This window comes from Streptomyces triticirhizae, assembly GCF_003696235.1.
Classification (GTDB): Bacteria; Actinomycetota; Actinomycetes; order Streptomycetales; family Streptomycetaceae; genus Streptomyces; species Streptomyces triticirhizae.
This window is the reverse complement of record NZ_RFFJ01000026.1, coordinates 1-21,741: the sequence shown is the minus strand read 5'-3', so window position 1 is coordinate 21,741 and position 21,741 is coordinate 1. Positions and strand designations below refer to the sequence as shown.

Below are 21,741 nucleotides of genomic sequence, written 5' to 3'. Positions count from 1 at the left end.
TTCAGGCCAGTTTCGGTCGGTCGGGCCTCCGGGTCGCGCCGCCGGCGTTTAATGGCTGGCGTCGCGCCGTGGCGCGAGTACGCTGCCCGGGCGGGATCCCCTCGACCGGGGCACCGACCGCGCGCACGGATACGGATGTGTGAACGGAAACGGACAGGAGAGGCAGATGCGGCGTCACTTCGGAGCAGTCGAAGCGTCCACCCGTTCCTTCCTGATCTCCGAGGACCTCCGTGCCTTTGCCCACTCTGAACATCGGCGTGCTCGCCCACGTCGACGCGGGTAAGACCAGCCTGACCGAACGCCTCCTCTTCGACAACGGCGCCATCGCCCGGCTGGGCAGCGTCGACACCGGCAGCACCCGCACCGACGCCGGCGAGCTGGAGCGCGAACGCGGCATCACCATCCGCACCGCCGTCGCCCCCTTCGCGCTCGGCGACCGCCAGATCAACCTCGTGGACACCCCGGGACACCCCGACTTCATCGCCGAGGTGGAACGCGCCCTCTCGGTGCTGGACGCGGCCGTGCTGGTGCTCTCCGCCGTGGAGGGCGTCCAGGCGCAGACCCGGGTGCTGATGCGCTCGCTGCGCCGAACGGGGCTGCCCACCCTGCTCTTCGTCAACAAGATCGACCGGCCGGGGGCCCGCCCCGCGGCCCTGCTCGCCGACATCCGGGCGCGGCTGACGCCGGCCGCCGTCCCGTTGACCACGGTGCTCGACGCCGGCAGCCGCCGGGCGGCGGCCCGGGCGCGCCCGCTGGACGACCCGGCGGTGGCGGCCGAGGTCGCGGAGGCGCTGGCCGAGCGGGACGAGACGCTGCTGGCCCGGCTGGTCGAGGACCGGCCGCCGTCCGGCGGCGAGCTGGGCGCGCTGCTGGCGGCCCGGACCTCGGCCGGACAGGCGCACCCGGTGCTGGCCGGCTCGGCGCTCACCGGGGAGGGCGTGCCCGCGCTCGCGAGGGCGCTGGCCGCGCTGTCGCCGCCCCGGGAGCCGCGCGAGGAGGCCGCGCCCAGCGGCACGGTCTTCGCCGTCGAACGCGGCGGGGACGGCGCGAAGGTGGCGTATCTGCGGCTCTTCGACGGGCAGTTGCGCGCCCGGCGGCGGGTTACCTTCCGGCGGCGCGAACCCGGGGGCGCCGAGGGCGAGTTCGGCGGCCGGATCGGCCGGATCGAGGTCGTCGCGCCGGGCGACGGACCGGACGCCGTCGGGCCCGGGTACGGTGAACGGCCGTTGCGCGCCGGGGAGATCGGGCGGCTGCACGGGCTGCCCGGGGTGCGCATCGGGGACCGGATCGGGTCGCCGCCGCGCGCGGCGGAGCCGACGCACTTCGCCCCGCCCAGCCTGGAGACCGTGGTGGCGCCGACCCGCCCCGAGCAGAGGGTGGCCCTGCACGCGGCGCTGACGGCGCTGGCCGACGAGGACCCGCTGATCAGGACGCGCACCGCGTTCGACGGGACGCTCAGCGTGCTGCTCTACGGGGCGGTGCAGCGCGAGGTGATCGGCGAGCGGCTGCGCCGCGACTTCGGCGTGGAGGCGGTCTTCGCGCCGGTCACCCCGGTCTACTTCGAGCGCCCTGCGGGCGTCGGGGAGTCGTTGACGGAGCTGAGGAAGCGGGGACCCAACGAGTTCTGGGCCACCGTGGGCCTGCGGGTGGAGCCGCTGCCGCCGGGCGGCGGGGTGCGGTTCGAGCGGAACGTGGAGTGGGGCGCGATGCCGCGCGCGTTCCACCAGGCCGTGGAGGAGGCCGTGTTCCACACCCTGCGTCAGGGCCTGCACAACTGGGAGGTGACGGACTGTCGGGTCACGCTGTTCCGGGTGGGCCACCACTCGCCCAACAGCGTCGCCGCCGACTTCCGGGGCCTGACCCCGGTCGTGCTGATGCGGGCCCTTCAGGCGGCCGGGACCCATGTCTTCGAGCCGTGCCTGACGTTGGAGATCGAGATCCCGCCGGACACCCTCGGCGCGGTGACCGCCCACCTGGCCACGGCCGAGGGCCGGGTGCTCAACTCCGAGGAGCGTGGGGACGCCTGGCTCCTGACCGCCGAGGTGCCGAGCCGGCTGGCGCCCCAACTGCTGGCCGCGCTACCCGAGTTGACCCGTGGCGAGGGGATCGCGCTGTCGCGCCCCGAGGGCGACCGCCGGATGCGCGGCACCCCGCCGAGCCGGCCACGGCACACGGGCAACCCGCTGGACGGCCACGAGTACCAGCGGTACCTGGCCCTGGGGTTGACGGGCACCGGGTACGAGTGACCGCGCGGTGGCGCCCGGTCTCCCGACGGTGCCGGCCCGGCCGTCACGCGACGGCCGGGCGCACCAACTCGACGGCGCCGCCTACCCGTTGGGCGCCCAGCGAGCGCAGCAGCCGGAGCGAGCCGGCGTTGGTGTCGTCCACCCCGGCGACCACCCGGGCGGCGCCGCGTTCGGCCACCACCGTCAACGCCCTGGTCAGCAGGGCTCCGGCGAGGCCGCGCCGGCGGGCGGCCGGCAGCACGCCGATCAGCCCCAGGCGCGGCTCGCCACCCGCCCTGATCCAGATCCGGGCCAGGGCCCGGTAGTCGCCGGTGGCCTCGTCCACGGCGACCAGCCAGGTGGCCGGGTCGAACTGCGGGTCGGCCCGCAGCCGTTCGGCGAAGCGCAGAGGGTCGTTGCGCCACTTCCCCACGCCCGGAACGTCACGGCGCAACGCCTCATCCAGCGCCGCCAGCCGCACGGGGTCGGCGGTCGCGGCCGTGATCACGGCGAGGCCGGCCGGCAGCGGCCGGAGAGCCACCCGGGCCGGCAGCCGGAGTTCGTGCTCGCGCCGCCGTACGGTGAACCCCCGTTCCAGGAACGGTCCCTGGTCGGCCGCCTCGTCACACTCGATGGCCAACTCCCCCGGCGGCAGCCCGGCGAGGGCGGCGTCGAGCAGCGGCCCGACGGCCTCGCCGGCGCAGTCCCGCGCCACCAGGAACCGCCGCCCGTCCGGCCGGTCCAGCCAGCTCAACTCGCCCGCCGGCCGCCCCGCCACGGTGGCGAGCCACCGGTCGGCCCGCCGTTCCACCCTCGGCGTCATGCGCGTGAGGGTAGGCGGGAACGTACCGCGCCACACCCGGTTTTCGTTCGGCGGGCCGGCCACGGGAGTTGGGGCCGGCCGGCCGCGCGCGTGGTGAACGTTTGCCCCGGGGATGGGGCCGGTTTTGTCCCTGGACCGGGCCCCGGCTCCGCCCTACCCTCGCGTTTCCGGGATATCGGCATGTGTTCGATATGCCGAACAGGCGGGTCGACCGCTCCGGTCGTTCCCGCGCCCGTTGCCCGCATGGCCCCCACACACGTCCCCTCACTGGAGCCGCGATGAGATCCCCTCACCCCCTCCGCCGCAAGCGGCGGCTGGGCGCTCTGACCGCCGCCCTGCTCGGCTGCCTGCTGCTGGTCTTCCAGGCCGGCGGCCCCGCCGGCGCGTCGCAGGAGGCGCCGGACGACCCGGCGCCGACCGCCGCGTTCAGCAACCCGATCGTCGCCGAGAACGGCGCCGATCCCTGGATCGTCCAACACGAGGGCCGCTACTACCACCTGGGTACCACCTGGGCCTCGCACTGGGAGATGCGGGTCGCCGACACCCTCGGCGGGCTGGGGAACGCCGAGCCGGTGACCGTCTACACCGAGAACGACCCCAGCCGCTGCTGCAACTTCTGGGCGCCCGAGCTGCACCGCCTCCAGGGCCCCGACGGGCCGCGCTGGTATCTGACGTACTCGGCCGGCGTCGCCGAGAACATCGACCACCAGCACGTCCACGTGCTGGAGAGCGCCGGCGACGACCCGCTGGGCCCGTACACCCACCGGGGCCAGATCGACCCCCATGGCGACAACCGCTGGATGATCGACAGCAGTTATCTCACGATGCCCGACGGCCGGCTCTACCTCCTGTACTCGTTCTGGGAGGGCGGCACGCAGAACCTCTATGTCGCCCCGCTGACCAACCCCTGGACCCCGGCGGCGCCCGGGGTGCGGATCTCCACGCCGACCCACGCGTGGGAGCAGCAGGGCGGCAGCGTCAACGAGGGCCCGGTGATCCTGCGCCACGACGGGCGGACGTTCCTGGTCTACTCGGCCTCGCACTGCGACACCCCGGACTACAAGCTGGGCATGTTGGAGCTGGTCGGCGACCCGATGGACCCGGCTGGCTGGGTCAAGCACCCCGAGCCGATCCTCCAGCGTGACGACGCCGCCGGCGTCTACGGCCCGGGACACAACGGGTTCTTCACCTCGCCGGACGGCAGTGAGACCTGGATCGTCTACCACGCCAACTCCTCGCCGTCCGACGGCTGTAGCGGCACCCGCACCAGCCGCGCCCAGCCGGTGCGCTGGAACGCGGACGGCACGCCGAACCTCGGCACCCCCGTCGCCGAGGGCGTCGAACTCCCCGGGCCGGCGGGCGAGTAGCCCCGGGTCCGCGCCCATCCCCGGGCCGGCCGCTCCCCGCACGGTGCGACGGCGCGGAGCGGCCGGTTCCGCCTCGTCTCCCGCCGGGCCCGGAACGCGCCGGCCGGGCCCGCCGCCGGCCGCCGCTAGACCGGATCTGCCGGTCGCGAGGTCGCGTCTCGCGCCTGAGAGGGTGAGAACGATGTGAGGGGAGGGCCGTGTGATGACGGTCGACGAGGCCACCGAGAGAGCCGGGGCGCGTGAGTGGGTCGGGCTGGGCGTGCTGGCGCTGCCCACGCTGCTGCTGGCGTTGGACATCAGCGTGCTGCACCTGGCCGCGCCGCAGCTGAGCGCTGATCTCGGGGCCAGCAGCAGCGAGCTGCTGTGGATTCTCGATGTGTACGGCTTCATGATCGCGGGCTTCCTGGTGACGATGGGCACGCTCGGTGACCGGATCGGGCGACGGAAGCTGCTGTTGCTGGGCGCGACGGCGTTCGGCGCGGCCTCGGTGGCGGCGGCCTACGCCACCTCGCCGCTGATGTTGATCGTGTCGCGAGCGCTGTTGGGCGTCGCGGGAGCGACGTTGATGCCCAGCACGCTGGCTCTGATCAGCAACATGTTCAAGGACGTCCGGCAACGATCGATGGCGGTCGGCGTGTGGATTGTCTGCTTCTCCGCCGGCGCGGCCGTGGGCCCGGTGCTGGGCGGGGTGATGCTGGAACGCTACTGGTGGGGCTCGGTTTTTCTGCTGGGCGTGCCGGTGATGGCGGTGCTGCTGGTGTCCGGGCCGCTGCTGCTGCCGGAGTACCGGGACGACAAGCCGGGGCGGCTCGACCCGATCAGCGTCGGTCAGTCGTTGGCCACCATGATCCCGCTGATCTACGGGATCAAGGAGCTGGCGAAGGACGGCCTGGCGACGCTGCCGCTGGCCTCGCTGGTCTTCGGCGCGCTGATGGGACTGCTGTTCGTGCGGCGGCAGCGGACGTTGCCGGCGCCGCTCATGGATATCAGGCTCTTCCGGAACGGTGCGTTCACGAGCGCGCTGACGCTGCTGCTGCTCGCCACCTTCACCTCGGGCGGGGTGTTGCTCTTCTTCGTCCAGGGCCTCCAGATGGTGCAGGGCATGTCGACGCTGCGGGCCGGGCTGTGGATGCTGCCGATGACGGCGGGCATGATCGTGGGCTCCGTCCTGGCGCCCGCCCTGGCCCGCCGCGTTCCGCCCGGGCGGGTGGTCGCGGCCGGGTTCGTGCTGGCGGCGGTGGGCTATGCGCTGATGTCGGTGGACCCCGGCTCGCTGGCGTGGACGGTGACCGGGCTGCTGGTCGGCTCGGTCGGACTGTCGCCAGCGATGGTGTTGGGCACGGACCTGGTGCTGGGCACGGCGCCGCCGGAGAAGGCGGGGGCCGCGTCCTCGCTCTCCGAGACGGCCACCGAGTTGGGCATGGCGCTGGGCATCGCGGTGCTGGGGAGCGTCGGCGCGGCGGTCTACCGGAACCGGATGGACGGCGAGAGCCCGGAGCGACTGCCGGCGGAGGCGGCCGAGTTCGCCGAGGACAGCCTGCCGGGCGCGGTGGCCGTCGTCGAGGAGATGCCCGGGGCGGCCGGCGAGACGCTGCTCAACTCGGCTCGGGACGCGTTCAGTTCGGGTGCCGGGCTGACCACGCTGCTCAGCTCCGGGCTGATGCTGGCCGTCGCCTGGCTGGCGCTGCGTGGACTGCGCGGGCTCCGGCCGATCGGGGCCGAGCGGCCGGAGGCCGCCGGGGGCGGCGCGGACGGCGAACACGCCGAGCCGGAGGAACGGGGCGAACGCCGCGCCGGCGAGGGCGCGTTGAGCGGCTCGGCCTGAGCCGGCGGGCCGCGCTTGGGCCAGCGGGTCCCCGTCAGCCGCGTTCGAAGCAGTGGACGCGGCCGACGGGGACGAAGCCCAGCCTGCGGTACCAGTGGCGCGGCCAGTCGTCGGCCTCCGCGATCAGGAACCGGGTGGCGCAGCCTTCGGCGTCGGCCAGGCGCAGCGCCTCGCCCAGCACGGCGTTGCCGTGGCCCCCGCGCAGGTGTTCCTCGGCGGTGAGCACGTCCTCGATCTGGGCGAGCCCGGCGGCCGGGTCGAGATAGAGGTCGGCCCACGAGGCGACCTCGCCGCCGGAGGCGCGGGAGCCGACGAACCGCACGACGGGGGCGCCCCGATGGCGGACCGCGCGGCGTTCGACCAGCTGCCGGAGCGTCTCCTCGTCCGCGCCCGGCAGGAAGCCGCGCCAGCGGCGGGTCAGGGGCGCGCGCAGCGCGTCCAGATCGACCACCTCGGCGCGCGGCCGCCCCGACTCGGCCTGCGGAACCGGTCCCTGATGGACCATCAGCAGTTGGACGGTGTGGTCGTAGCCGGCCTCGGTCAGGGGCGCGGCCAGGGCCTGGCCGGTCTCGTCGTCCAGCACGGTGACCAGCCGGTGCGCGAGACCGGCCAGGGCCCGGTCGACGAGCGCGGGCAGGGCCGTGGGGTCGACGACCGCGCGGTCCACGAAGAGCTGGTTGTCGGCGCGGGAGTGCGGCAGCTCCTCGTTCACCACCGCGAAGCCGCAGGGCAGTTCGTCCACGCGGGGCGCCTGGCGGCGGGCGAAGGCGGCCAGGAAGGCGCGCAGCGCGGGGAGTTGGGCGGCGGGGTCGGCGGTCGAGATCATGGGCGGGAACGATACGGCGCCGGGCCCCGCGCCGCCCAACGGTTTTCGGCGGGCGGGACCAGGCTTCGGGCTCCCGTCGGGGGGCGCCGGGGTCAGCTCGGGATGGGCGTGGTCTGGGCCGAGGTGATCCGCCAACCGCCGCCGGCCCGGCCCCCGTTGTCCTCCCTGACCAGCACATAGGTCAGCCGGCCTGAGCTGGCCGGCAGGGGGGCGGCCTCCTCGCCCTCCGCGCCGGGGCCGCGCCCGTCGTAGACGTTCTTGATCGAGGCGACGATCGCCACATCGGGCCGGATCAGCCGGACCGCCTCGATCTCCACCGTGGTGGTCACGTCGGCGAGCGGCGAGGCCAACGCCGCGCGCATCGCCGCCTCCAGCGCGTCCCGGCCGGCGACCCGGCGGCCGCCGAAGTTGACCACGGTCGCGTCGGCCGTGTGCAGCGCGAGGAAGCGCTCGACATCGCTCTGGTGGGCGGAGGCGTCGGCGACCAGCTGCCGGATGGCGGCCTCGTCCTCGGGCGTGGGGACGGCGGCGGGCGTGGCGTTCATGGCGGTGCTCCTCGGGCGTGGCGGTGGCGGGTCGTTCCCGTCGCGCCCCAGCAGACAACCTCAAGTCCGCTTCAGGTCAAGCCGAGCCCGGGGCGTGCGGAACGCGGAGCGCGGGCGCCCGCGCGGGCCCACGCTCGGCCGGCCAGGCTCGGCCGCCCGCGCTCAGCCGGCCGTGGCCCCCGGCAGGAGGTGCCCGCTGATGATGCCGGCCGCGCGGTGCATCCGCTGCGCGATCAGCGGAATCCGGGGCGGCAGCAGCCGTTCCGCCGGCGCCGCCAGCGCGACAGCGCCCACCGGGTGGCGCGCCTGGTCGCGGATGACCACGCCCACGGCCGCCACGTCGTCGGCGCTCTCGCCGTGGTTGGTGGCGTGCCCGGCCTGGGCCACGGTCGCCAGGTGGCGTTGGATCTCCGCGAGGCTGGCCAGGGTGCGGTCGGTGAGGGTCTGCACGCCGCGCGGGTAGAGGTCGGTGACCCGCTCCGGCGGCAGCGCCGCGAGGATCGCCTTGCCGGCGGCGGTGGCGTGCGCCGGCAGCACCATGCCGACCCGCAGCCCGACGCGCAGCGGCTGGGTGGACTCGACGCCGTCCACGAAGCGCGCGCCGTTGCCCTCCAGCACCACCAGGTGCACGGTCTCCCCGGTCTCGTCGGCCAGCGCGCGGAGTTGGGGCCGCGCGATCTGCCGCAGGTCGAGGCGGGACAGGGCGCGCAGCCCGGCGTCCACCAGGGCGGGGCCCGGACGGTAGACGGGGCTGTCGCCGCGCTGGGTCGCGAAGCCCCGGAAGCAGAGCGTCGACAGCAGGCGGTGCGCGGTGGAACGGGCCACGCCGAGTAGTTCGGCCGCCTCACAGACCCGTAGCTCGCCGCGCTCGTCCAGCGCGTGGATCAGCCGCAGCGCGTTGTCAACCGAGGCGAGGCTGTAGGGCGGGGGCGTGGCGGACCAGCCGGCCGCCGCGCCCCGGGTCGCGGTCTCCCGCTCCCTGACGGACGGGCGGCCCGCGGACGTGACGGAGCCGGCGGGGGCGGCGGGGGCGGCGTCACTGGCGGTTGACGAGATCCTTGTCATATGCGGCGACTCTCTTGTAGTGGTCGGAGATCGCGGCCATCTCCTCCCGGCTGATGACGTCCTCGATCCGCTCGAAGGGGCGGTCCCCGGTGCGGTCGTGGACCTCCTTGAGGATGGTGTCCGGCGGTTGGACGCGGTTGGTCATCACGACCCGGGTGGTGGCCGGGAGGCGTTCGGCCTCGTAGGCGAGCAGCGCCCGGCGCGGGTCGCCCGGCGTTCCGGCCAGGGCGGCGCGCAGCGCGTGGGCGTCGAGGATGGCCTGCCCGGCGCCGTTGGAGCCGCGCGGCACCATGGGGTGCGCGGCGTCGCCGAGCAGGGTGACCCCGCCGAAGGTCCAGCGGGGCAGCGGGTCCTGGTCGACCATGGGGTACTCCAGCACGGACTCGGCGCCCCGGATCAGCGCCGGAACGTCCAGCCAGTCGAAGTGCCAGTCGGCGAAGACGTCCAGAAAGTCGTCCAACCGGCCGGCGCGGGTCCAGTCCCGGGTGGTGTCGCGGGGACGTTCCACCTCGGCGACCCAGTTGACGAGCTGCTCGCCGGCCTCGTTGACGTCGTTGCGCACCGGGTAGATCACCATCTTCCCGGAGGCGAGCCAGCCGGCGCGGACCATGCTGGCGCCGCTGAGGAACGGGCGCCAGGGCGTCACGCCGCGCCACATGGTGACCCCGGAGTACCTGGGCTCGCCCTCCTCGGGGTAGAGCTGGGCGCGGACGGCTGAGTGGATGCCGTCGCAGGCGATGACCACGGTGGCGGAATCGGTGCCGCGCGCGCCCGTCGCGGCGTCCTCGACGGTGACGGTGACCCGTTCGCCGTCGTCGGCGAACGAGACGACGCGGCGGCCGAGTTGGACCGCGTCGGGGCCGAGCCGCTCCTGGACGGCGGCGAGCAGGCCGCGTTGGACGTCGCCCCGGTGCAGGGACAGCTGCGGGTGGTCGTAGCCGGCGCGGCGGCCCAGCGGCTCGCGGTAGCAGAGCTGGCCGAAGCGGTTGAAGAACACGGACTCGGCGGTCTCCACGCCGACGGCGGCGAGCCGGTCGGCCACCCCGAGGCGGTCCAGCACCCGGACGGCGTGCGGCAGCAGGTTCACCCCGGCGCCGATGGGCGCGAGCCGGGGCACGGCCTCCAGCACCCGGCAGGGGATTCCGGCCTGGTGCAGCTCCAGGGCGAGGGTGAGCCCGCCGATCCCCGCGCCGACGACGAGAACGTTCATGTGCCGTGCCCTTCCTTCCGGCCGCCCCGACGGCCGTCTCCTCGGCCGCTGACGGGCCTGCCTACGGCCTCGCACCCTAGGAACTCCGCCCGGCGGGGTGGGCGGCTTCCGTTCGGCGATTCTGCTATACGGGACGCGTCCCGACAAGAGACGACCTGATCACGACCTCGTTGAACCCTCCCTGCGCGCCCGTGGCCCTCCACGGTTCGCCATAACAGAATCCGGGACGGCTCCGCCTCGGCCGCGCCGGTGCCGCTCCTAGCGTGGCGGGCGGAACGGGCCGACCGGCGGGCGGCCCGCAGGGCGCCGACGCCACGGGGCGGCGGCGTCGCGACGCCGAAGGCGCGAGACGCGAGACGCGCGCGCAGACAAGGAGCGGCTCATGACCGTGGAGGAGCGACCCACCGACCACGCTTCGGTCGCCAACACCATGACCGGCGAGGACTCGCCCGAACTGCGGCGACTCCACGAGGACTTCGAGGCCGAGCACCTGATCCCGCTGTGGACCCAGCTCGGCGACCTGATGCCGATGAGCCCGGCGCCCCGGGCCAGGCCCCACGTGTGGCGCTGGTCCACGCTCCACCCGCTGGCCGCCCGGGCCGGCGAGCTGGTCCCGGTGGGCCGGGGCGGGGAGCGGCGGGCCATCGCGCTGGCCAACCCCGGGCTGGCCGGGCACGCCTACGCCACCCCGACGCTCTGGGCGGCGATCCAGTACCTGGGCCCGAGGGAGACCGCCCCCGAGCACCGGCATTCGCAGAACGCCTTCCGCTTCGTGGTGGAGGGCGAGGGCGTGTGGACGGTGGTCAACGGCGACCCGGTGCGGATGAGCCGGGGCGACTTCCTGCTCACCCCCGGCTGGCACTTCCACGGCCACCACAACGAGACCGACCGGCCGATGGCCTGGCTCGACGGGTTGGACATCCCGTTCTCGCACCACACCGACGTCGGCTTCTTCGAGTTCGGCTCCGACCGGGTCACCGACTACGCCACGCCCAACTACTCGCGCGGCGAACGCCTCTGGTGCCACCCGGGGCTGCGCCCGCTGACCGGGCTCGCCGACACCGTCTCCTCCCCCATCGCGGCCTACCGCTGGGAGCACACCGACCGGGCGCTGACCGAGCAGCTGCTGTTGGAGGAGGAGGGGCAGCCGGCGACCGTCGAACAGGGGCACGCGGCGGTCCGCTACGTCAACCCGACCACGGGCGGCGACGTGATGCCCACCATCAGGGCCGAGTTCCACCGGCTGCGCCCCGGCGCGCGGACCGCCACCCGCAGGGAGGTGGGCTCCAGCGTCTTCCAGGTCTTCGATGGACGCGGCCTGGTCGTGCTGGACGGCGTCGAACACACCGTCGAGAAGGGCGACCTGTTCGTGGTGCCCTCCTGGGTGCCGTGGTGGGTGGGCGCCGAGGGCGGCACGCCCCTGGACCTGTTCCGCTTCTCCGACGCGCCGGTGATGGAACGACTCGGCTTCGCGCGCACGCATGTTGAGGGTCTCGAGGGCCCGGAGGGCCCTGGCGGCCCGCAGGGGAACGAGGGAGACGAACGATGAGGCTGGCGACGATCCGGCTGCCCGAGGGCGGCACCTCGGCGGCGCGGGTGACGGGCGAGACCGTCACGGAGCTGGACTTCGAGGACGTGGGCGCGCTGCTGGCGGCCGGCGCCCTGGAGCGGGCGCGGACTGCGGAGGGACCGCGACGGCCGCTCGCCGAGGTGGAGTTGGCGCCGGTGATACCCCGACCCGGGAAGATCCTGTGCGTGGGGCTGAACTACCGCAGCCACATCCTGGAGATGGGCCGCGAACTGCCGACCGCGCCCACGGTGTTCACCAAGTACCCGGAGGCCCTGGTGGGCCCGAACGACCCGGTGTTGCTGCCGCCCGAGTCCGAACAGGCGGACTGGGAGGGCGAGTTGGCCGTGATCGTCGGGGCGACGGTGCGGCGCGCCGACTGGGCGACGGCCGAGGCGGCGATCGCCGGCTACGCGGTGCTCAACGACGTGACCATGCGGGACTGGCAGTACCGCACGCTCCAGTGGCTGCCGGGCAAGTCCTTCGAGGCGACCACGCCGTTCGGGCCCGAGCTGGTCACCCCCGACGAGTTCAGCCCGGGCGCCGCGCTGGTGACGTCGGTGGACGGCGAGGAGGTGCAGCGGGCGGCGACGGACGATCTGGTCTTCGGGCCGGCCGAGTTGATCGCCTATCTGTCCACCGTGTTGACGCTGCGGCCGGGCGACGTGATCGCCACCGGCACCCCGGGCGGGGTCGGGCACGCGAGGAGGCCGGCGCGCTATCTGACGCCGGGTCAGACGTTGACCACCACGGTCGAGGGCCTGGGCACGCTGCGCAACGTGACGGTGGCCGACCCGGGGGCCGCCGGGGCCGGGGACGCGGCGCCGGCCGGCGCCGCGACGGCATGAGCGGCGACACGGCGGCGGCCCGTCTCGACGGCGCCGCCGGCGGTGCTGGCACCGGTGCCGGCGGTGAACTCGCCGAGGCCAGGGCCGCGTTGCGGCTCCGGCAGGGCGCCGGGCTGCGCGAGGACGCGGCGGCGGCGCCGCACGCGGAGCTGGCGCTGGCCCGGCTGGGCACCGCGTTCTTCGCCCGGCGGCTGACGCGGCTGGAGGACGCCGAGCTGGCCGGCCCGAGCTTGCTGCCCGGCTGGAGCCGGGCGGCGCTGGTGGCCCATGTCGGGTACAACGCACGGGCGTTGACCCGGCTGGTCGCCTGGGCCGAGACCGGCGTCGAGACCCCGATGTACGCCTCGCCCGAGCAGCGGGCGCGGGAGATCGAACGCGGGGCGAGCCTGCCGCCGAGGGCGCTGCGCGCGCTCTTCGCGCACAGCGAGGTCCATCTCAACGTGGCCTGGCGCGATCTGCCGTCGGCCGCCTGGAGCGCCGAGGTGGTCACCGCGCAGGGCCGCACCGTGCCGGTCAGCGAGACGGCCTGGATGCGGGCCAGGGAGGTCTGGGTGCACGCCGTGGACCTGGCGAACGGCGTGGGCTTCGGCGAGCTGCCGCCGGAGCTGCTGGACCGGCTGGCCGCCGATGTGCTCGCCGGCTGGCGACGGCGGGGCGAACGGGTCGCGTTGACCCTGGTACCGACCGACCGGAACGAGCCGCTGGTGGTGGGCGACGGCTCGGGCCCCGAGGTCGTGGGCGCCCAGGCGGATCTGGTGCGCTGGCTCACCGGCCGGGGCGCACGGCGCCTGACGCACCCGGGCGACGCACCACCGGCGCTTCCGCGCTGGCTGTAACACCACCATCTCGCGACCTTCTCGCGCCGGCGCGCGCCGTCCGCACTCGTGGACGACGCGCGCCGGCGCTCACTCATGAGCGCCTCCACAGAAGGGCGACAACTCACCCACAGAACCGCCATAATCGAGGGCGGCACCCCCTGAGAAATGGATCACAGTCGACACCCCCTTGACGGGATGCGGCCCCACCACGAGCATCTGTAAACGATTCCAGCGCCTGGAAACGTTTACCGGAGCCCACCGATAGCGGCGCGAGACGCCACAAGAGGTGGGAGAACACCAGAAAGCCGGCAGACGGGAGACAGCGGGCAGGAGCGACACCGAACACGGATGAACACACCACAAGGGGACGGGACATGCCCAACGGCGGCCAGCCGACCATCGTGTCCATAGCCGAACGCGCCGGCGTGTCCATAGCCTCCGTCTCCCGCGTCCTCAACGGACAGGGCGCGCGCCGGGACACCACCGAGCGCGTGCGCCGGGCGGCGGCCGAGCTGGGCTACGTTCCCAACGCGGTGGCGCGTTCCCTGAAGGGCGGACGCACGCGTCAACTCACCTTCGCGATACCCGACATCGGCAACCCGGTCTATGTGGCGATGGTCCGGGCCATCCAGGAGGTGACCAAGGCCGCCGGCTACCGACTCCTGCTGCACTCGACGGACGCGGTGGCCGAGGACGAACTGGCCGTGCTGCGCAGCCTTCAGGACCGCACCAGCGACGGGCTGATCCTGGTCCCGATCCGGATCACCGAGGCCCATATCGCGGCGCTCGGCGAGGCCGCCGGGCCCGTGGTGGTCATCGGCTCGCTGCCCGACGGCGTGCCGGTGGACAGCGTGCGGGCCGACTCGGTGGCCGGCGCCGCCCTGGCGGTGCGCCATCTGCACGCCATCGGGCGACGCAGGATCGCGTTCGTCAACGGCCCCTCGGACACCGTCCCCGGGCGCAACCGCGAGCTGGGATACCGCAGGGCGCTCGCCGAGTGCGGGCTGCCCTACGACCCGGAGCTGGTGGCCCACACCGAGTTCGGCGTGGACGCGGGCGCGCGTGCCGTCGAACGGCTGCTGCCGGCCCGCCCGGACGCGGTGTTCTGCGCCAACGACCAGTTGGCGCTGGGCGCCTCGCACGCGCTGCTCGCCCGTGGCCTGCGGATTCCGGATGACCTCGCGGTCGCCGGCATGGACGACAGCGAGTTGGCCCAGGTCGGCTGGCCGCCGTTGACCAGCGTCGACCTGGGCTCGTCCGAACGCGGCCGGCGCGCCGCCGAGTTGCTTCTCGACCGGCTCGAAGGCCCGGGCTCGGGCCCGGCCGCCGGGCCGGGTGCGTGGGGCGCCGCCGGCCCTGGCGCCGGGCCGGGAGGCTCCCCGGTCGGCGAGCCCCGTTCCTCGGTCGCCGCACCCGCCGACCGGACGGGCGGCGAGGCGGCCCACGCCGGCTCCCGCTCCCCCGCCCCCGCTCCGCCCCGCACCAGCACCGCCCACCCCCGCCTCGTCGTGCGCGCCTCCACCGCGCCGGCGACCGACACCCCGACGCGATGAGGTTCGCATGACTCTGTTGCCCTCCCGGGCCAAGGCCGTCCCGGGACAGGGAAACCGGGGCACCCCGCCCCCCAGGACCCCGGCGCAGCGCAGACGCGCCCTGGGCCTGGACCGGGGCGCCTGGTTCCTGCTGCTGCCCGCCCTGATACCCATCCTGGTGCTGAGCGTGGGGCCGCTGCTCTACGCGGTCTCGCTGGCGTTCACCGACGCCCAGGCGGGGCGCACCGAGCCGACCCAGTTCGTCGGCCTGCTCAACTTCACCGACCTGCGCCACGACACCCTCTTCTGGGACTCCTTCCGGATCGGCATGGTGTGGGCGCTGTGCGTGACCACGCTCCAGTTCCTGCTGGCCCTGGGCCTGGCGCTGCTGCTCAACCAGAACCTGCGGCTGCGCTGGCTGGCGAGGACGCTGGCGCTGGTGCCCTGGGCGATGCCCGAGGTGGTCGTCGGCGTCATGTGGCGGCTGGTCTACCACCAGGACGCCGGCATCCTGAACCAGACCCTGGGCCAGTTGGGGATCATCGACTCCAACGTGGACTGGCTGACCAGCCTCTCGCTGGCGCTGCCCTCGGTGATCGCGGTGGGCGTGTGGGCCGGGATGCCGCAGACCACGGTGGTGCTGCTGGCCGGCCTCCAGAACGTGCCCGTCGAGCTGCGGGAGGCGGCCGCGCTGGACGGGGCCGGCGCGTGGCGGCGGTTCGCCACGGTGACCTGGCCGGCGATCCGTCCGGTGGTGCTGGCCATCACCGCGCTCAACTTCATCTGGAACTTCAACTCGTTCGGCCTGGTCTACGTGCTGACCCAGGGCGGGCCGGGCGGCAGGACCAGGTTGCCGATGCTCTTCGCCTACGAGGAGGCGTTCAAGTACGGGCAGTACGGCTACGCGGCGGCGATGGGGCTGGCGATGGTCGCCCTGATCGCGGTGCTGCTGGTGCTGTTCCTGCGCCGCAGGCTCAAGGAGGACGCCCAATGAGCACGACCCGCACCCCCACGCCCCCCGCCGTCTCCCGGCCGCCGACCCGCCGTCGGCTGACGCGCGGCGCCGGCCGCGCCGGGCAGTACCTGGCGCTGGCCTGCTATCTGGTCTTCCTCGGCTTCCCGCTGGTGTGGCTGCTGTCCACGGCGCTGAAGTCCCCGCAGGAGCTGGGCTCCATCAACCCGACCTGGATACCCGAGCACCCGACCCTGGAGAACTTCCGGGCCGCCTTCGACACCCAGCCGCTGCTCCGCTCCGCGCTCAACAGCGCGCTGGTGGCGACCAGTTCGGCGGTGATCGCCGTCGCCATCGCGGTGCCGGCCGCCTATGTGATGGTGCGCTACCGCTCCCGGATCGGCCAGGCCGGCACGGTGTGGGTGCTGGTCAGCCAGATGTTCCCGTTCGTCCTGGTGATCATCCCGCTCTTCCTGGTGCTGCGGAACCTGCACCTGATCAACGCGCTGCCTGGCCTGGTCGTCGTCTATGTGGTGTGGAACCTGCCGTTCTCGCTGTGGATGCTGCGCGGCTATGTGCAGGCGGTGCCGATCTCCCTGGAGGAGGCGGCGGCGATGGACGGCGCGAGCCGGTTGCGGACCCTGACCAGCGTGGTGCTGCCGCTGCTGACGCCCGGTCTGGTAGCGACCTTGATGTTCTCCTTCGTCACCGCGTGGAACGAGTTCTTCTTCGCCCTGGTCCTGCTCAAGTCTCCGGAGAAGCAGACGATGTCCGTGATCCTGACCCACTTCATCGGCGCCGAGGGCGTCGCCGACCTGGGCCCGCTGGCCGCCGCCGCGCTGGTGGCGACGCTGCCCAGCCTGCTGTTCTTCGCGCTGCTCCAGCGGCGCCTGGTCAGCGGGATGCTCGCCGGGGCGGTGAAGGCGTGAGGGCCGCCGGACGCGTCCGCGCGACGGGCGCGGCGCTCGCGTTGACCCTGCTGGCGGTCGCCGGCTGCGGCGGCGGGTCGGACGAAGGGGACGGCAAGGTCACCCTGGAGTTCCTGAGCCTGGCCTGGCAGGCCGAGTCGGTTGAGGCCAACAAGGCGCTGGTCGAGGAGTGGAACGCGGCCAACCCCGACGTGCGGGTCCGCTATGTCCAGGGCTCCTGGGACAACATCCACGACCACCTGCTGACCTCGTTCGAGGGCGGCGAGGCCCCCGACATCATCCACAACGACGCCTCCGACCTGACCGACTTCGCCAACGGCGGCTATCTCGCCGACCTGACCGGGCTGCTCCCGCGGGAGCTACGCGACGACATCCCCGAGGCGGCCTGGTCGACGACCGAGTACGACGGAGGGGACGGCCCCGGGATCTACGGGGTGCCGTTCCTCCAGGAGCCCCGGGTCCTGGTGGTCAACGCGGAGCTGCTGGAACGGTCGGGGGCCCGGGTGCCGACGCCCGACGAGCCGTGGAGCTGGGCGGAGTTCGAGGCGGCCAGCGCCGCGATGACCGAGGACACCGACGGCGACGGGGACACCGACACCTACGGCGTGGCCTGGTCGCTGAAGGAGCCGGTCACCCAGACGGTGAACCTGGCGCTCTCCACGGGCGGCGAGGTCTTCACCCGCGAGGACGGCAAGAACGTGATCCGCTACGACGCGGCCGACTCCTCCGTCGCCGAGCTGATCAACCGCCAGGTCCACGAGGACGGCACGGCCGCCGCCAGCAGCCTGGGCATGTCGGGCTCGGACACCCTGCCCGGCTTCTACGACGGCCGGTACGCGATGCTGCCGCTGAACTTCTCGTTCCGGCAGCAGGTCGCCCAGCAGGCGCCCGACGGCTTCGACTGGACGGTGCTGCCGATGCCGAGCGGCGGGCCCGAGCACGGGCTGGCCCAGGGCGTGGTGCCGCAGACGCTGTCGGTCGCCGAGGACAGCGACCACCAGCAGGCCGCCGCCGACTTCATCGCCTTCCTCACCCAGCCCGAGCACCAGGTGGACCTGGCGCTGGGCGACTGGATGCTGCCGACCAGCCAGCGGGCGCTGGCCGAGCCGGCGTTGGACACCGAGGAGTACGGCTGGCGCACCGGGGCCCGAATAGCCGACGAGCTGCGCCCCTCCCCGGTGCTCGGGGTGCGCGGCTACCCCGAGTGGAAGGACAAGATCGCCACCCCCGCCCTCCAGGAGTACTACAGCGGCGGCATCGATCTGGACACGCTACGCGAGAAGCTCACCGACGACGGCCAGCGAATTCTCGACCGCTACCAGCGCTGACCCACGCGCCGCCACGGACGCGTCGGGCCGGCAGGCCCCTCGTCCGGCGGCACCCGCACGACCGAAGAAATGAGCACGACACACATGAGCGTCAGCCTCGACCCCGTTCCCGAGCCGACCCCGGCGGCGCAGGCCGCCGGGGACCAGGACGGGCCGCGCAGGCTCAGGACCGTTCCCCGACGCCAGCCGCCCGCCCCCGTCGTGCCCAGGGACCGGGCCAGGGGCGCGATGCTTGGCCTGGCCGTCGGCGACGCGCTGGGCGCGCCGGCCGAGAACCTGACCCCGTCCCAGATCAGGGAGCGGTGGGGCCGCATCGACGGCTTCGTCCGCGACGAGCCGGCCGGCACCGACGACACCGAGTACGCCATCTTCTCCGGGCTGTTGCTCGCCGAGCACGGCTCGGGGCTGACCGTGGCCCAGGTCGAGTCGGCCTGGCACGAGTGGATCGCGGACCGGGACGAGGGCCCGTTCCGGGGCGCCGGGTTCAGCGAGCGCGGCACCCTGGAGAACCTGCGGCGCGGCCTGGCCGCGCCGATCTCGGCGCAGCACCGGCACGCCTGGAGCGACGGGCTGGCGATGCGGGCGGCTCCGTTCGGGGTGTTCGCGGCAGGGCGGCCGGCGGAGGCGGCCCGGCTGGTCGCCATCGACGGCACCGTCTCGCACGACGGCGAGGGCATCTACGGCGGGCGCGCGGTCGCGGCCGGCGTGGCGGCGGCGATGGTCGGGCACCGCCCCGAGGTGGTGGTGCAGGCCGCGCTGTCGGTGGTGCCGGAGGACTCGTGGACGGCGCGTTCGCTGCACCGGGCGGTGGCGGCGGCGCTGCGCGCCCGGCGCGACCCGTTGGCCACCCAGCTGTCGGTGGAACGCGCGGTCCGTTCGGCGACCGTGATCGGCGGCTATCCGTGGACGGATCTGGCGCCGGAGGCGGTCGGGCTGGCGTTCGGCGCGTTCGCGGCGGCCAGGGGCGACTTCCGGGACGCGGTGATCACGGCCGTCAACATGGGCCGGGACGCGGACACCACGGCGGCCGTGGCCGGCGCGCTGGCCGGGGCGCTGGGCGGCGAGTCCGCGATCCCCGCCGAGTGGGCCGGCGCGATCGGCCCGGCGCGCGGCAGCTGCCTGCCGTCGATGGCGGGGCGCCATGTGCTGGACGTGGCCGAGCGGTTGACCCCACCGCCCGGCGGCAGGGCGGGGGCGGTCGCATGACCGCGCGCACCCCGGCGGGCGGGCCGCGCCGGATCGAGGGCCTGCTGCTGGGCATCGCGGCGGGCGACGCCGCCGGCTGGCCGTCGGGCCGGCACCGGGCGACCCGGCTGCCGGACTGGACCCGCAGGCTGACCAGGGAGTTGGACACCTTCGCGGAGCAGAACGCGACGACGACGCTGCCGGTGCCGATCGCGCTCAACCAGCCGCCCGACCCACTGCGGCTGGGCCCCTCGGACGACGCGGAGTGGGCGGCGTTCACCGCGCGGGCGGTGCTGTCGGCCACGGCGGCCGGCGGCAGCGACCTGTCGGTCGACCAACGGGTGCGCTCCGCGCTGGCGTTGGCGTGGAACGCGCTGGCCGACGAGGTGGCGGCGGCCGCCGAGCAGGCGGACGAGATCGAGTCGGCGCACATTCCGCTGCGCGCCAGGATCTCGGTCCGCGCCGGGCTCGGCAACCTCGCGGCCGGCCTGCGCCCGCCGGCCACCGGCCACGACAACCCGCACTACTTCGACGACGCGGCCTGTGTGCGGGCCGCCGTGCTGGCCGTCGTCCACCCGGGCCGTCCGGAGGCTGCGGCCGACCTCGCCGAGTTCGACGCCCGTTACACCCAGGACGGCGACGGGGTGCACGGGGCGCGGGCGGTGGCGGCGGCCGTCGCGGTCGCGCTGGGCGGCGGGTCGATGGACGCGTGCGTGGCGGCGGCGCTGCGCCAGCTGCCGGAGGAGACCGAGATCCGGCGGAACGCGCTGCGCGCCGTGGAGTTGGGCCAGTCGGCCGCGGCCGCCCGGCCGGGTCTTCCGGGGAACGCGTTCGCGCTGGTCCCGGTCCTGGAGCACGAGATCGTCGACCATGTCTACAGCTATGGCATCGCGGCGGCGGAGACCGTTCCGGTGGCGCTCGCGGTGGCGACGGCCGCCGCCGGGGCGGTGACCGAGGCGGTGCCCAGCGCGGCCTGTCTCTCCCGGGTCGCGGACTCGGCGCCCGCGCTGGCCGGCGCGCTGACCGGGGTGGTGGGCGGCGCCGAGGCGCTGCCGGCCAGCTGGCGGGACGCCTGCCGTTCGCTGGCGGGCTGCGCGCTGCCCCGGCTGGCCGGCACCGATCTGGTCGAGCTGGCCGAGCAGTTGGAGAACGCCCAGTCGCTCGGCGCCCTGCCGCCGCCCCCGACGCCGGCCTCCCCCGAGACGGCCCGCCACGACACCGACCCGGCAACCGAACCCGCAACCGACCACGCGACAACCACCCACGATCCGGTCACGAACGAGCACGTCGCACCACCTTCGGAAGGACTCCGAGCATGAACGAGAACGAGCCGGTCACTCCGCTCCCCTCCCTGGCCGAGCGCACGGCGGGGGTGCTGGTGGGCGCCGCCGTGGGCGACGCGCTGGGCGGGCCCGTCGAGGGCTGGACGCCGGAGGCGATCGTCGAACGGCACGGGGGCCGGGTGCGGGGCATCGTCGAGCCGTTCCACCGGGACGACTGGCGCACCGCCCGCCCGATCGCGCCGTACCACAAGGGCGACGGGCACGTCACCGACGACACCCTGATGACCCATGCGCTGGTGCGGGTCTACGAGCGGGTCCGCGACCACCTGGACGCCTACGCGGTCGCCGACCACCTGGTGCCCGACCTGATCGGCACGCCCCGCTGGATTCCCGAACTGGAGGCGGAGGCCCTGCCGTTGCAGCGGATCTTCCTCGCCGAGAAGTGGATCGTGGCGCGGCTGCACTACGGCCATGTGGACCCGCGCGAGGCCGGCGTGGGGAACATCGTCAACTGCGGCGCCGCGATGTATATGGCACCGGTCGGGGTGGTCAACGCGGCCAACCCGGCCGCCGCCTACGCGGAGGCGCTGGACGTGGCCGGCGCCCACCAGTCGAGCTACGGGCGGGAGGCGGCCGGGGTGTTCGCGGCCGCCGTCGCCGCCGCCTACCGGCCGGGCGCCACCCCCGCCTCGGTCGTGGAGGCGGCCCTGGCGCTGGCCAAGGACGGCACCCGCTCGGCGATCGAGGCGGTCTGCGAGGTGGCCTCGGGGCTCGACGACTGGGAGGCGGCGCTGGGCCCGCTGCGCGCGGCGGTCGCCCCGTTCGACACGGTGGGGCCGGAGTACCGCAAGCCGTCGCTGGGCGCGCGGCGGCCCTCCCGGCTGCACGCGATCGAGGAACTCCCCATCGCCCTGGGCATGGTGCTGATCGGCGACGGCGACTACCGGCGCACGGTGCTGGGCGCGGTGAACTACGGCCGGGACTGCGACTCGATCGCCACCATGGGCGGCGCCATCGTGGGCGCGCTGCGCGGCGAGCGGGCGGTGCCCAAGGAGTGGAGCGCGGAGGTGGCGCGGGCCAGCCGGCTCGACCTGCACGCGCCGGCGGCGGCGCTGACCGAGGTGGCCCGCGAGGTGTTCGCGCGGGACCTGGAGCGGCGCCGCGCGCACGAGGCGTACTTCCGCGCGATCGAGGCGGCCTGATGACGGGCCCCAACTCCCCTACGGCGCCTGAACGTTCGGCGCTGCGGCTGACCTGGGTGCAGCCGGAGGACCTGGTCGGGCACGAGCTGGCGCAGGCCGCCCTCGACGGGCGGGACGCGGCGGCGGTGGAACGCCGCTGGCTGGCGGCCGGCGGCCACCGGGCGCCCGAGCGGGCCGGCGCCTCGCCGGAGCCGGCGACGCCCGCGCTGCG

The 21,741-nt window shown here is 74.5% G+C and carries 18 protein-coding genes and 1 pseudogene; 14 read left to right on the top strand and 5 right to left on the bottom strand.

The window, feature by feature from the left end; genetic code table 11:
- Positions 1-230 precede the first annotated feature (230 nt).
- On the top strand, positions 231-2,246 hold the full coding sequence (locus tag EBN88_RS07650; protein WP_325052722.1) for a translation factor GTPase family protein: 2,016 nt from the start codon (positions 231-233) through the stop codon (positions 2,244-2,246).
- Positions 2,247-2,289: 43 nt separating this feature from the next.
- On the opposite strand, the gene EBN88_RS07645 is transcribed toward EBN88_RS07650, so the two are convergent.
- The gene (locus EBN88_RS07645) at positions 2,290-3,048 is read right to left on the bottom strand and encodes a GNAT family N-acetyltransferase (RefSeq protein WP_122182508.1); all 759 of its coding nucleotides are present in this window, start codon (positions 3,046-3,048) and stop codon (positions 2,290-2,292) included.
- 278 nt (positions 3,049-3,326) lie between these two features.
- Between EBN88_RS07645 and EBN88_RS07640 the strand changes: the two genes are divergently transcribed.
- Positions 3,327-4,415, top strand: coding sequence for a glycoside hydrolase family 43 protein (locus EBN88_RS07640; RefSeq protein ID WP_122182507.1), 1,089 nt, complete (start codon positions 3,327-3,329; stop codon positions 4,413-4,415).
- 202 nt (positions 4,416-4,617) lie between these two features.
- Positions 4,618-6,240, top strand: a complete 1,623-nt coding sequence (locus EBN88_RS07635) for an MFS transporter (protein ID WP_122182506.1) — start codon at positions 4,618-4,620, stop codon at positions 6,238-6,240.
- Between the two features lie 34 nt (positions 6,241-6,274).
- Here EBN88_RS07635 and EBN88_RS07630 read toward each other — a convergent pair whose 3' ends face one another.
- The 4 genes from EBN88_RS07630 to EBN88_RS07615 form a co-directional block, all read right to left on the bottom strand.
- The gene (locus EBN88_RS07630; RefSeq protein ID WP_122182505.1) at positions 6,275-7,066 is read right to left on the bottom strand and encodes a GNAT family N-acetyltransferase; all 792 of its coding nucleotides are present in this window, start codon (positions 7,064-7,066) and stop codon (positions 6,275-6,277) included.
- A 92-nt stretch (positions 7,067-7,158) separates the two neighbouring features.
- Positions 7,159-7,611, bottom strand: coding sequence for an SgcJ/EcaC family oxidoreductase (locus EBN88_RS07625; RefSeq protein WP_122182504.1), 453 nt, complete (start codon positions 7,609-7,611; stop codon positions 7,159-7,161).
- A 162-nt stretch (positions 7,612-7,773) separates the two neighbouring features.
- Positions 7,774-8,676 (bottom strand): IclR family transcriptional regulator, encoded by a 903-nt coding sequence (locus EBN88_RS07620; RefSeq protein ID WP_122182503.1) that lies wholly within the window; start codon positions 8,674-8,676, stop codon positions 7,774-7,776.
- Positions 8,648-9,886 carry a flavin-dependent oxidoreductase gene (locus tag EBN88_RS07615; protein ID WP_122182502.1) on the bottom strand — a complete coding sequence of 413 codons (1,239 nt, stop codon included), beginning with the start codon at positions 9,884-9,886 and terminating at the stop codon, positions 8,648-8,650. Before EBN88_RS07615 ends, EBN88_RS07620 begins: the two co-directional genes overlap by 29 nt.
- Positions 9,887-10,268: 382 nt before the next feature.
- On the opposite strand from EBN88_RS07615, the gene EBN88_RS07610 reads away from it, so the two are divergent.
- From EBN88_RS07610 to EBN88_RS07560, 11 genes and pseudogenes are all read left to right on the top strand, one after another.
- Entirely contained in the window at positions 10,269-11,435 is a 1,167-nt protein-coding gene (locus tag EBN88_RS07610) for a cupin domain-containing protein (RefSeq protein ID WP_122182501.1), read from the top strand.
- Positions 11,432-12,301, top strand: a complete 870-nt coding sequence (locus EBN88_RS07605) for a fumarylacetoacetate hydrolase family protein (RefSeq protein WP_122182500.1) — start codon at positions 11,432-11,434, stop codon at positions 12,299-12,301. Before EBN88_RS07610 ends, EBN88_RS07605 begins: the two co-directional genes overlap by 4 nt.
- On the top strand, positions 12,298-13,137 hold the full coding sequence (locus tag EBN88_RS07600; RefSeq protein WP_122182499.1) for a maleylpyruvate isomerase family mycothiol-dependent enzyme: 840 nt from the start codon (positions 12,298-12,300) through the stop codon (positions 13,135-13,137). Before EBN88_RS07605 ends, EBN88_RS07600 begins: the two co-directional genes overlap by 4 nt.
- Before the next feature lie 356 nt (positions 13,138-13,493).
- Positions 13,494-14,672 carry a LacI family DNA-binding transcriptional regulator gene (locus tag EBN88_RS07595; protein WP_233580455.1) on the top strand — a complete coding sequence of 393 codons (1,179 nt, stop codon included), beginning with the start codon at positions 13,494-13,496 and terminating at the stop codon, positions 14,670-14,672.
- 7 nt (positions 14,673-14,679) lie between these two features.
- Positions 14,680-15,645: a carbohydrate ABC transporter permease gene (locus tag EBN88_RS07590; RefSeq protein WP_122182498.1), complete on the top strand. Its 966-nt coding sequence runs from the start codon at positions 14,680-14,682 to the stop codon at positions 15,643-15,645.
- Entirely contained in the window at positions 15,642-16,532 is an 891-nt protein-coding gene (locus tag EBN88_RS07585) for a carbohydrate ABC transporter permease (RefSeq protein WP_122182497.1), read from the top strand. Before EBN88_RS07590 ends, EBN88_RS07585 begins: the two co-directional genes overlap by 4 nt.
- Positions 16,529-17,860: an ABC transporter substrate-binding protein gene (locus tag EBN88_RS07580; RefSeq protein WP_122182496.1), complete on the top strand. Its 1,332-nt coding sequence runs from the start codon at positions 16,529-16,531 to the stop codon at positions 17,858-17,860. Before EBN88_RS07585 ends, EBN88_RS07580 begins: the two co-directional genes overlap by 4 nt.
- A 69-nt stretch (positions 17,861-17,929) precedes the next feature.
- The gene (locus EBN88_RS07575) at positions 17,930-19,066 is read left to right on the top strand and encodes an ADP-ribosylglycohydrolase family protein (RefSeq protein WP_122182495.1); all 1,137 of its coding nucleotides are present in this window, start codon (positions 17,930-17,932) and stop codon (positions 19,064-19,066) included.
- Positions 19,063-20,364 (top strand): ADP-ribosylglycohydrolase family protein, encoded by a 1,302-nt coding sequence (locus tag EBN88_RS07570; RefSeq protein ID WP_122183044.1) that lies wholly within the window; start codon positions 19,063-19,065, stop codon positions 20,362-20,364. The genes EBN88_RS07575 and EBN88_RS07570 overlap by 4 nt, the downstream gene beginning before the upstream one ends.
- Positions 20,361-21,530 carry an ADP-ribosylglycohydrolase family protein gene (locus tag EBN88_RS07565; protein WP_122183043.1) on the top strand — a complete coding sequence of 390 codons (1,170 nt, stop codon included), beginning with the start codon at positions 20,361-20,363 and terminating at the stop codon, positions 21,528-21,530. The genes EBN88_RS07570 and EBN88_RS07565 overlap by 4 nt, the downstream gene beginning before the upstream one ends.
- A pseudogene (locus EBN88_RS07560) lies at positions 21,530-21,741 on the top strand (ADP-ribosylglycohydrolase family protein); the annotation flags it as partial. The gene EBN88_RS07565 and the pseudogene EBN88_RS07560, both read left to right, overlap by 1 nt.

What these genes read in the sequence shown, in the direction of transcription:
- EBN88_RS07645 (WP_122182508.1), bottom strand. Translation starts at nt 3,048, where the DNA reads ATGACGCCGAGGGTGGAACGGCGGGCCGACCGGTGGCTCGCCACCGTG.
- EBN88_RS07640 (WP_122182507.1), top strand. Translation starts at nt 3,327, where the DNA reads ATGAGATCCCCTCACCCCCTCCGCCGCAAGCGGCGGCTGGGCGCTCTG.
- EBN88_RS07635 (WP_122182506.1), top strand. Translation starts at nt 4,618, where the DNA reads ATGACGGTCGACGAGGCCACCGAGAGAGCCGGGGCGCGTGAGTGGGTC.
- EBN88_RS07630 (WP_122182505.1), bottom strand. Translation starts at nt 7,066, where the DNA reads ATGATCTCGACCGCCGACCCCGCCGCCCAACTCCCCGCGCTGCGCGCC.
- EBN88_RS07625 (WP_122182504.1), bottom strand. Translation starts at nt 7,611, where the DNA reads ATGAACGCCACGCCCGCCGCCGTCCCCACGCCCGAGGACGAGGCCGCC.
- EBN88_RS07620 (WP_122182503.1), bottom strand. Translation starts at nt 8,676, where the DNA reads ATGACAAGGATCTCGTCAACCGCCAGTGACGCCGCCCCCGCCGCCCCC.
- EBN88_RS07615 (WP_122182502.1), bottom strand. Translation starts at nt 9,886, where the DNA reads ATGAACGTTCTCGTCGTCGGCGCGGGGATCGGCGGGCTCACCCTCGCC.
- EBN88_RS07610 (WP_122182501.1), top strand. Translation starts at nt 10,269, where the DNA reads ATGACCGTGGAGGAGCGACCCACCGACCACGCTTCGGTCGCCAACACC.
- EBN88_RS07605 (WP_122182500.1), top strand. Translation starts at nt 11,432, where the DNA reads ATGAGGCTGGCGACGATCCGGCTGCCCGAGGGCGGCACCTCGGCGGCG.
- EBN88_RS07600 (WP_122182499.1), top strand. Translation starts at nt 12,298, where the DNA reads ATGAGCGGCGACACGGCGGCGGCCCGTCTCGACGGCGCCGCCGGCGGT.
- EBN88_RS07595 (WP_233580455.1), top strand. Translation starts at nt 13,494, where the DNA reads ATGCCCAACGGCGGCCAGCCGACCATCGTGTCCATAGCCGAACGCGCC.
- EBN88_RS07590 (WP_122182498.1), top strand. Translation starts at nt 14,680, where the DNA reads ATGACTCTGTTGCCCTCCCGGGCCAAGGCCGTCCCGGGACAGGGAAAC.
- EBN88_RS07585 (WP_122182497.1), top strand. Translation starts at nt 15,642, where the DNA reads ATGAGCACGACCCGCACCCCCACGCCCCCCGCCGTCTCCCGGCCGCCG.
- EBN88_RS07575 (WP_122182495.1), top strand. Translation starts at nt 17,930, where the DNA reads ATGAGCACGACACACATGAGCGTCAGCCTCGACCCCGTTCCCGAGCCG.
- EBN88_RS07570 (WP_122183044.1), top strand. Translation starts at nt 19,063, where the DNA reads ATGACCGCGCGCACCCCGGCGGGCGGGCCGCGCCGGATCGAGGGCCTG.
- EBN88_RS07565 (WP_122183043.1), top strand. Translation starts at nt 20,361, where the DNA reads ATGAACGAGAACGAGCCGGTCACTCCGCTCCCCTCCCTGGCCGAGCGC.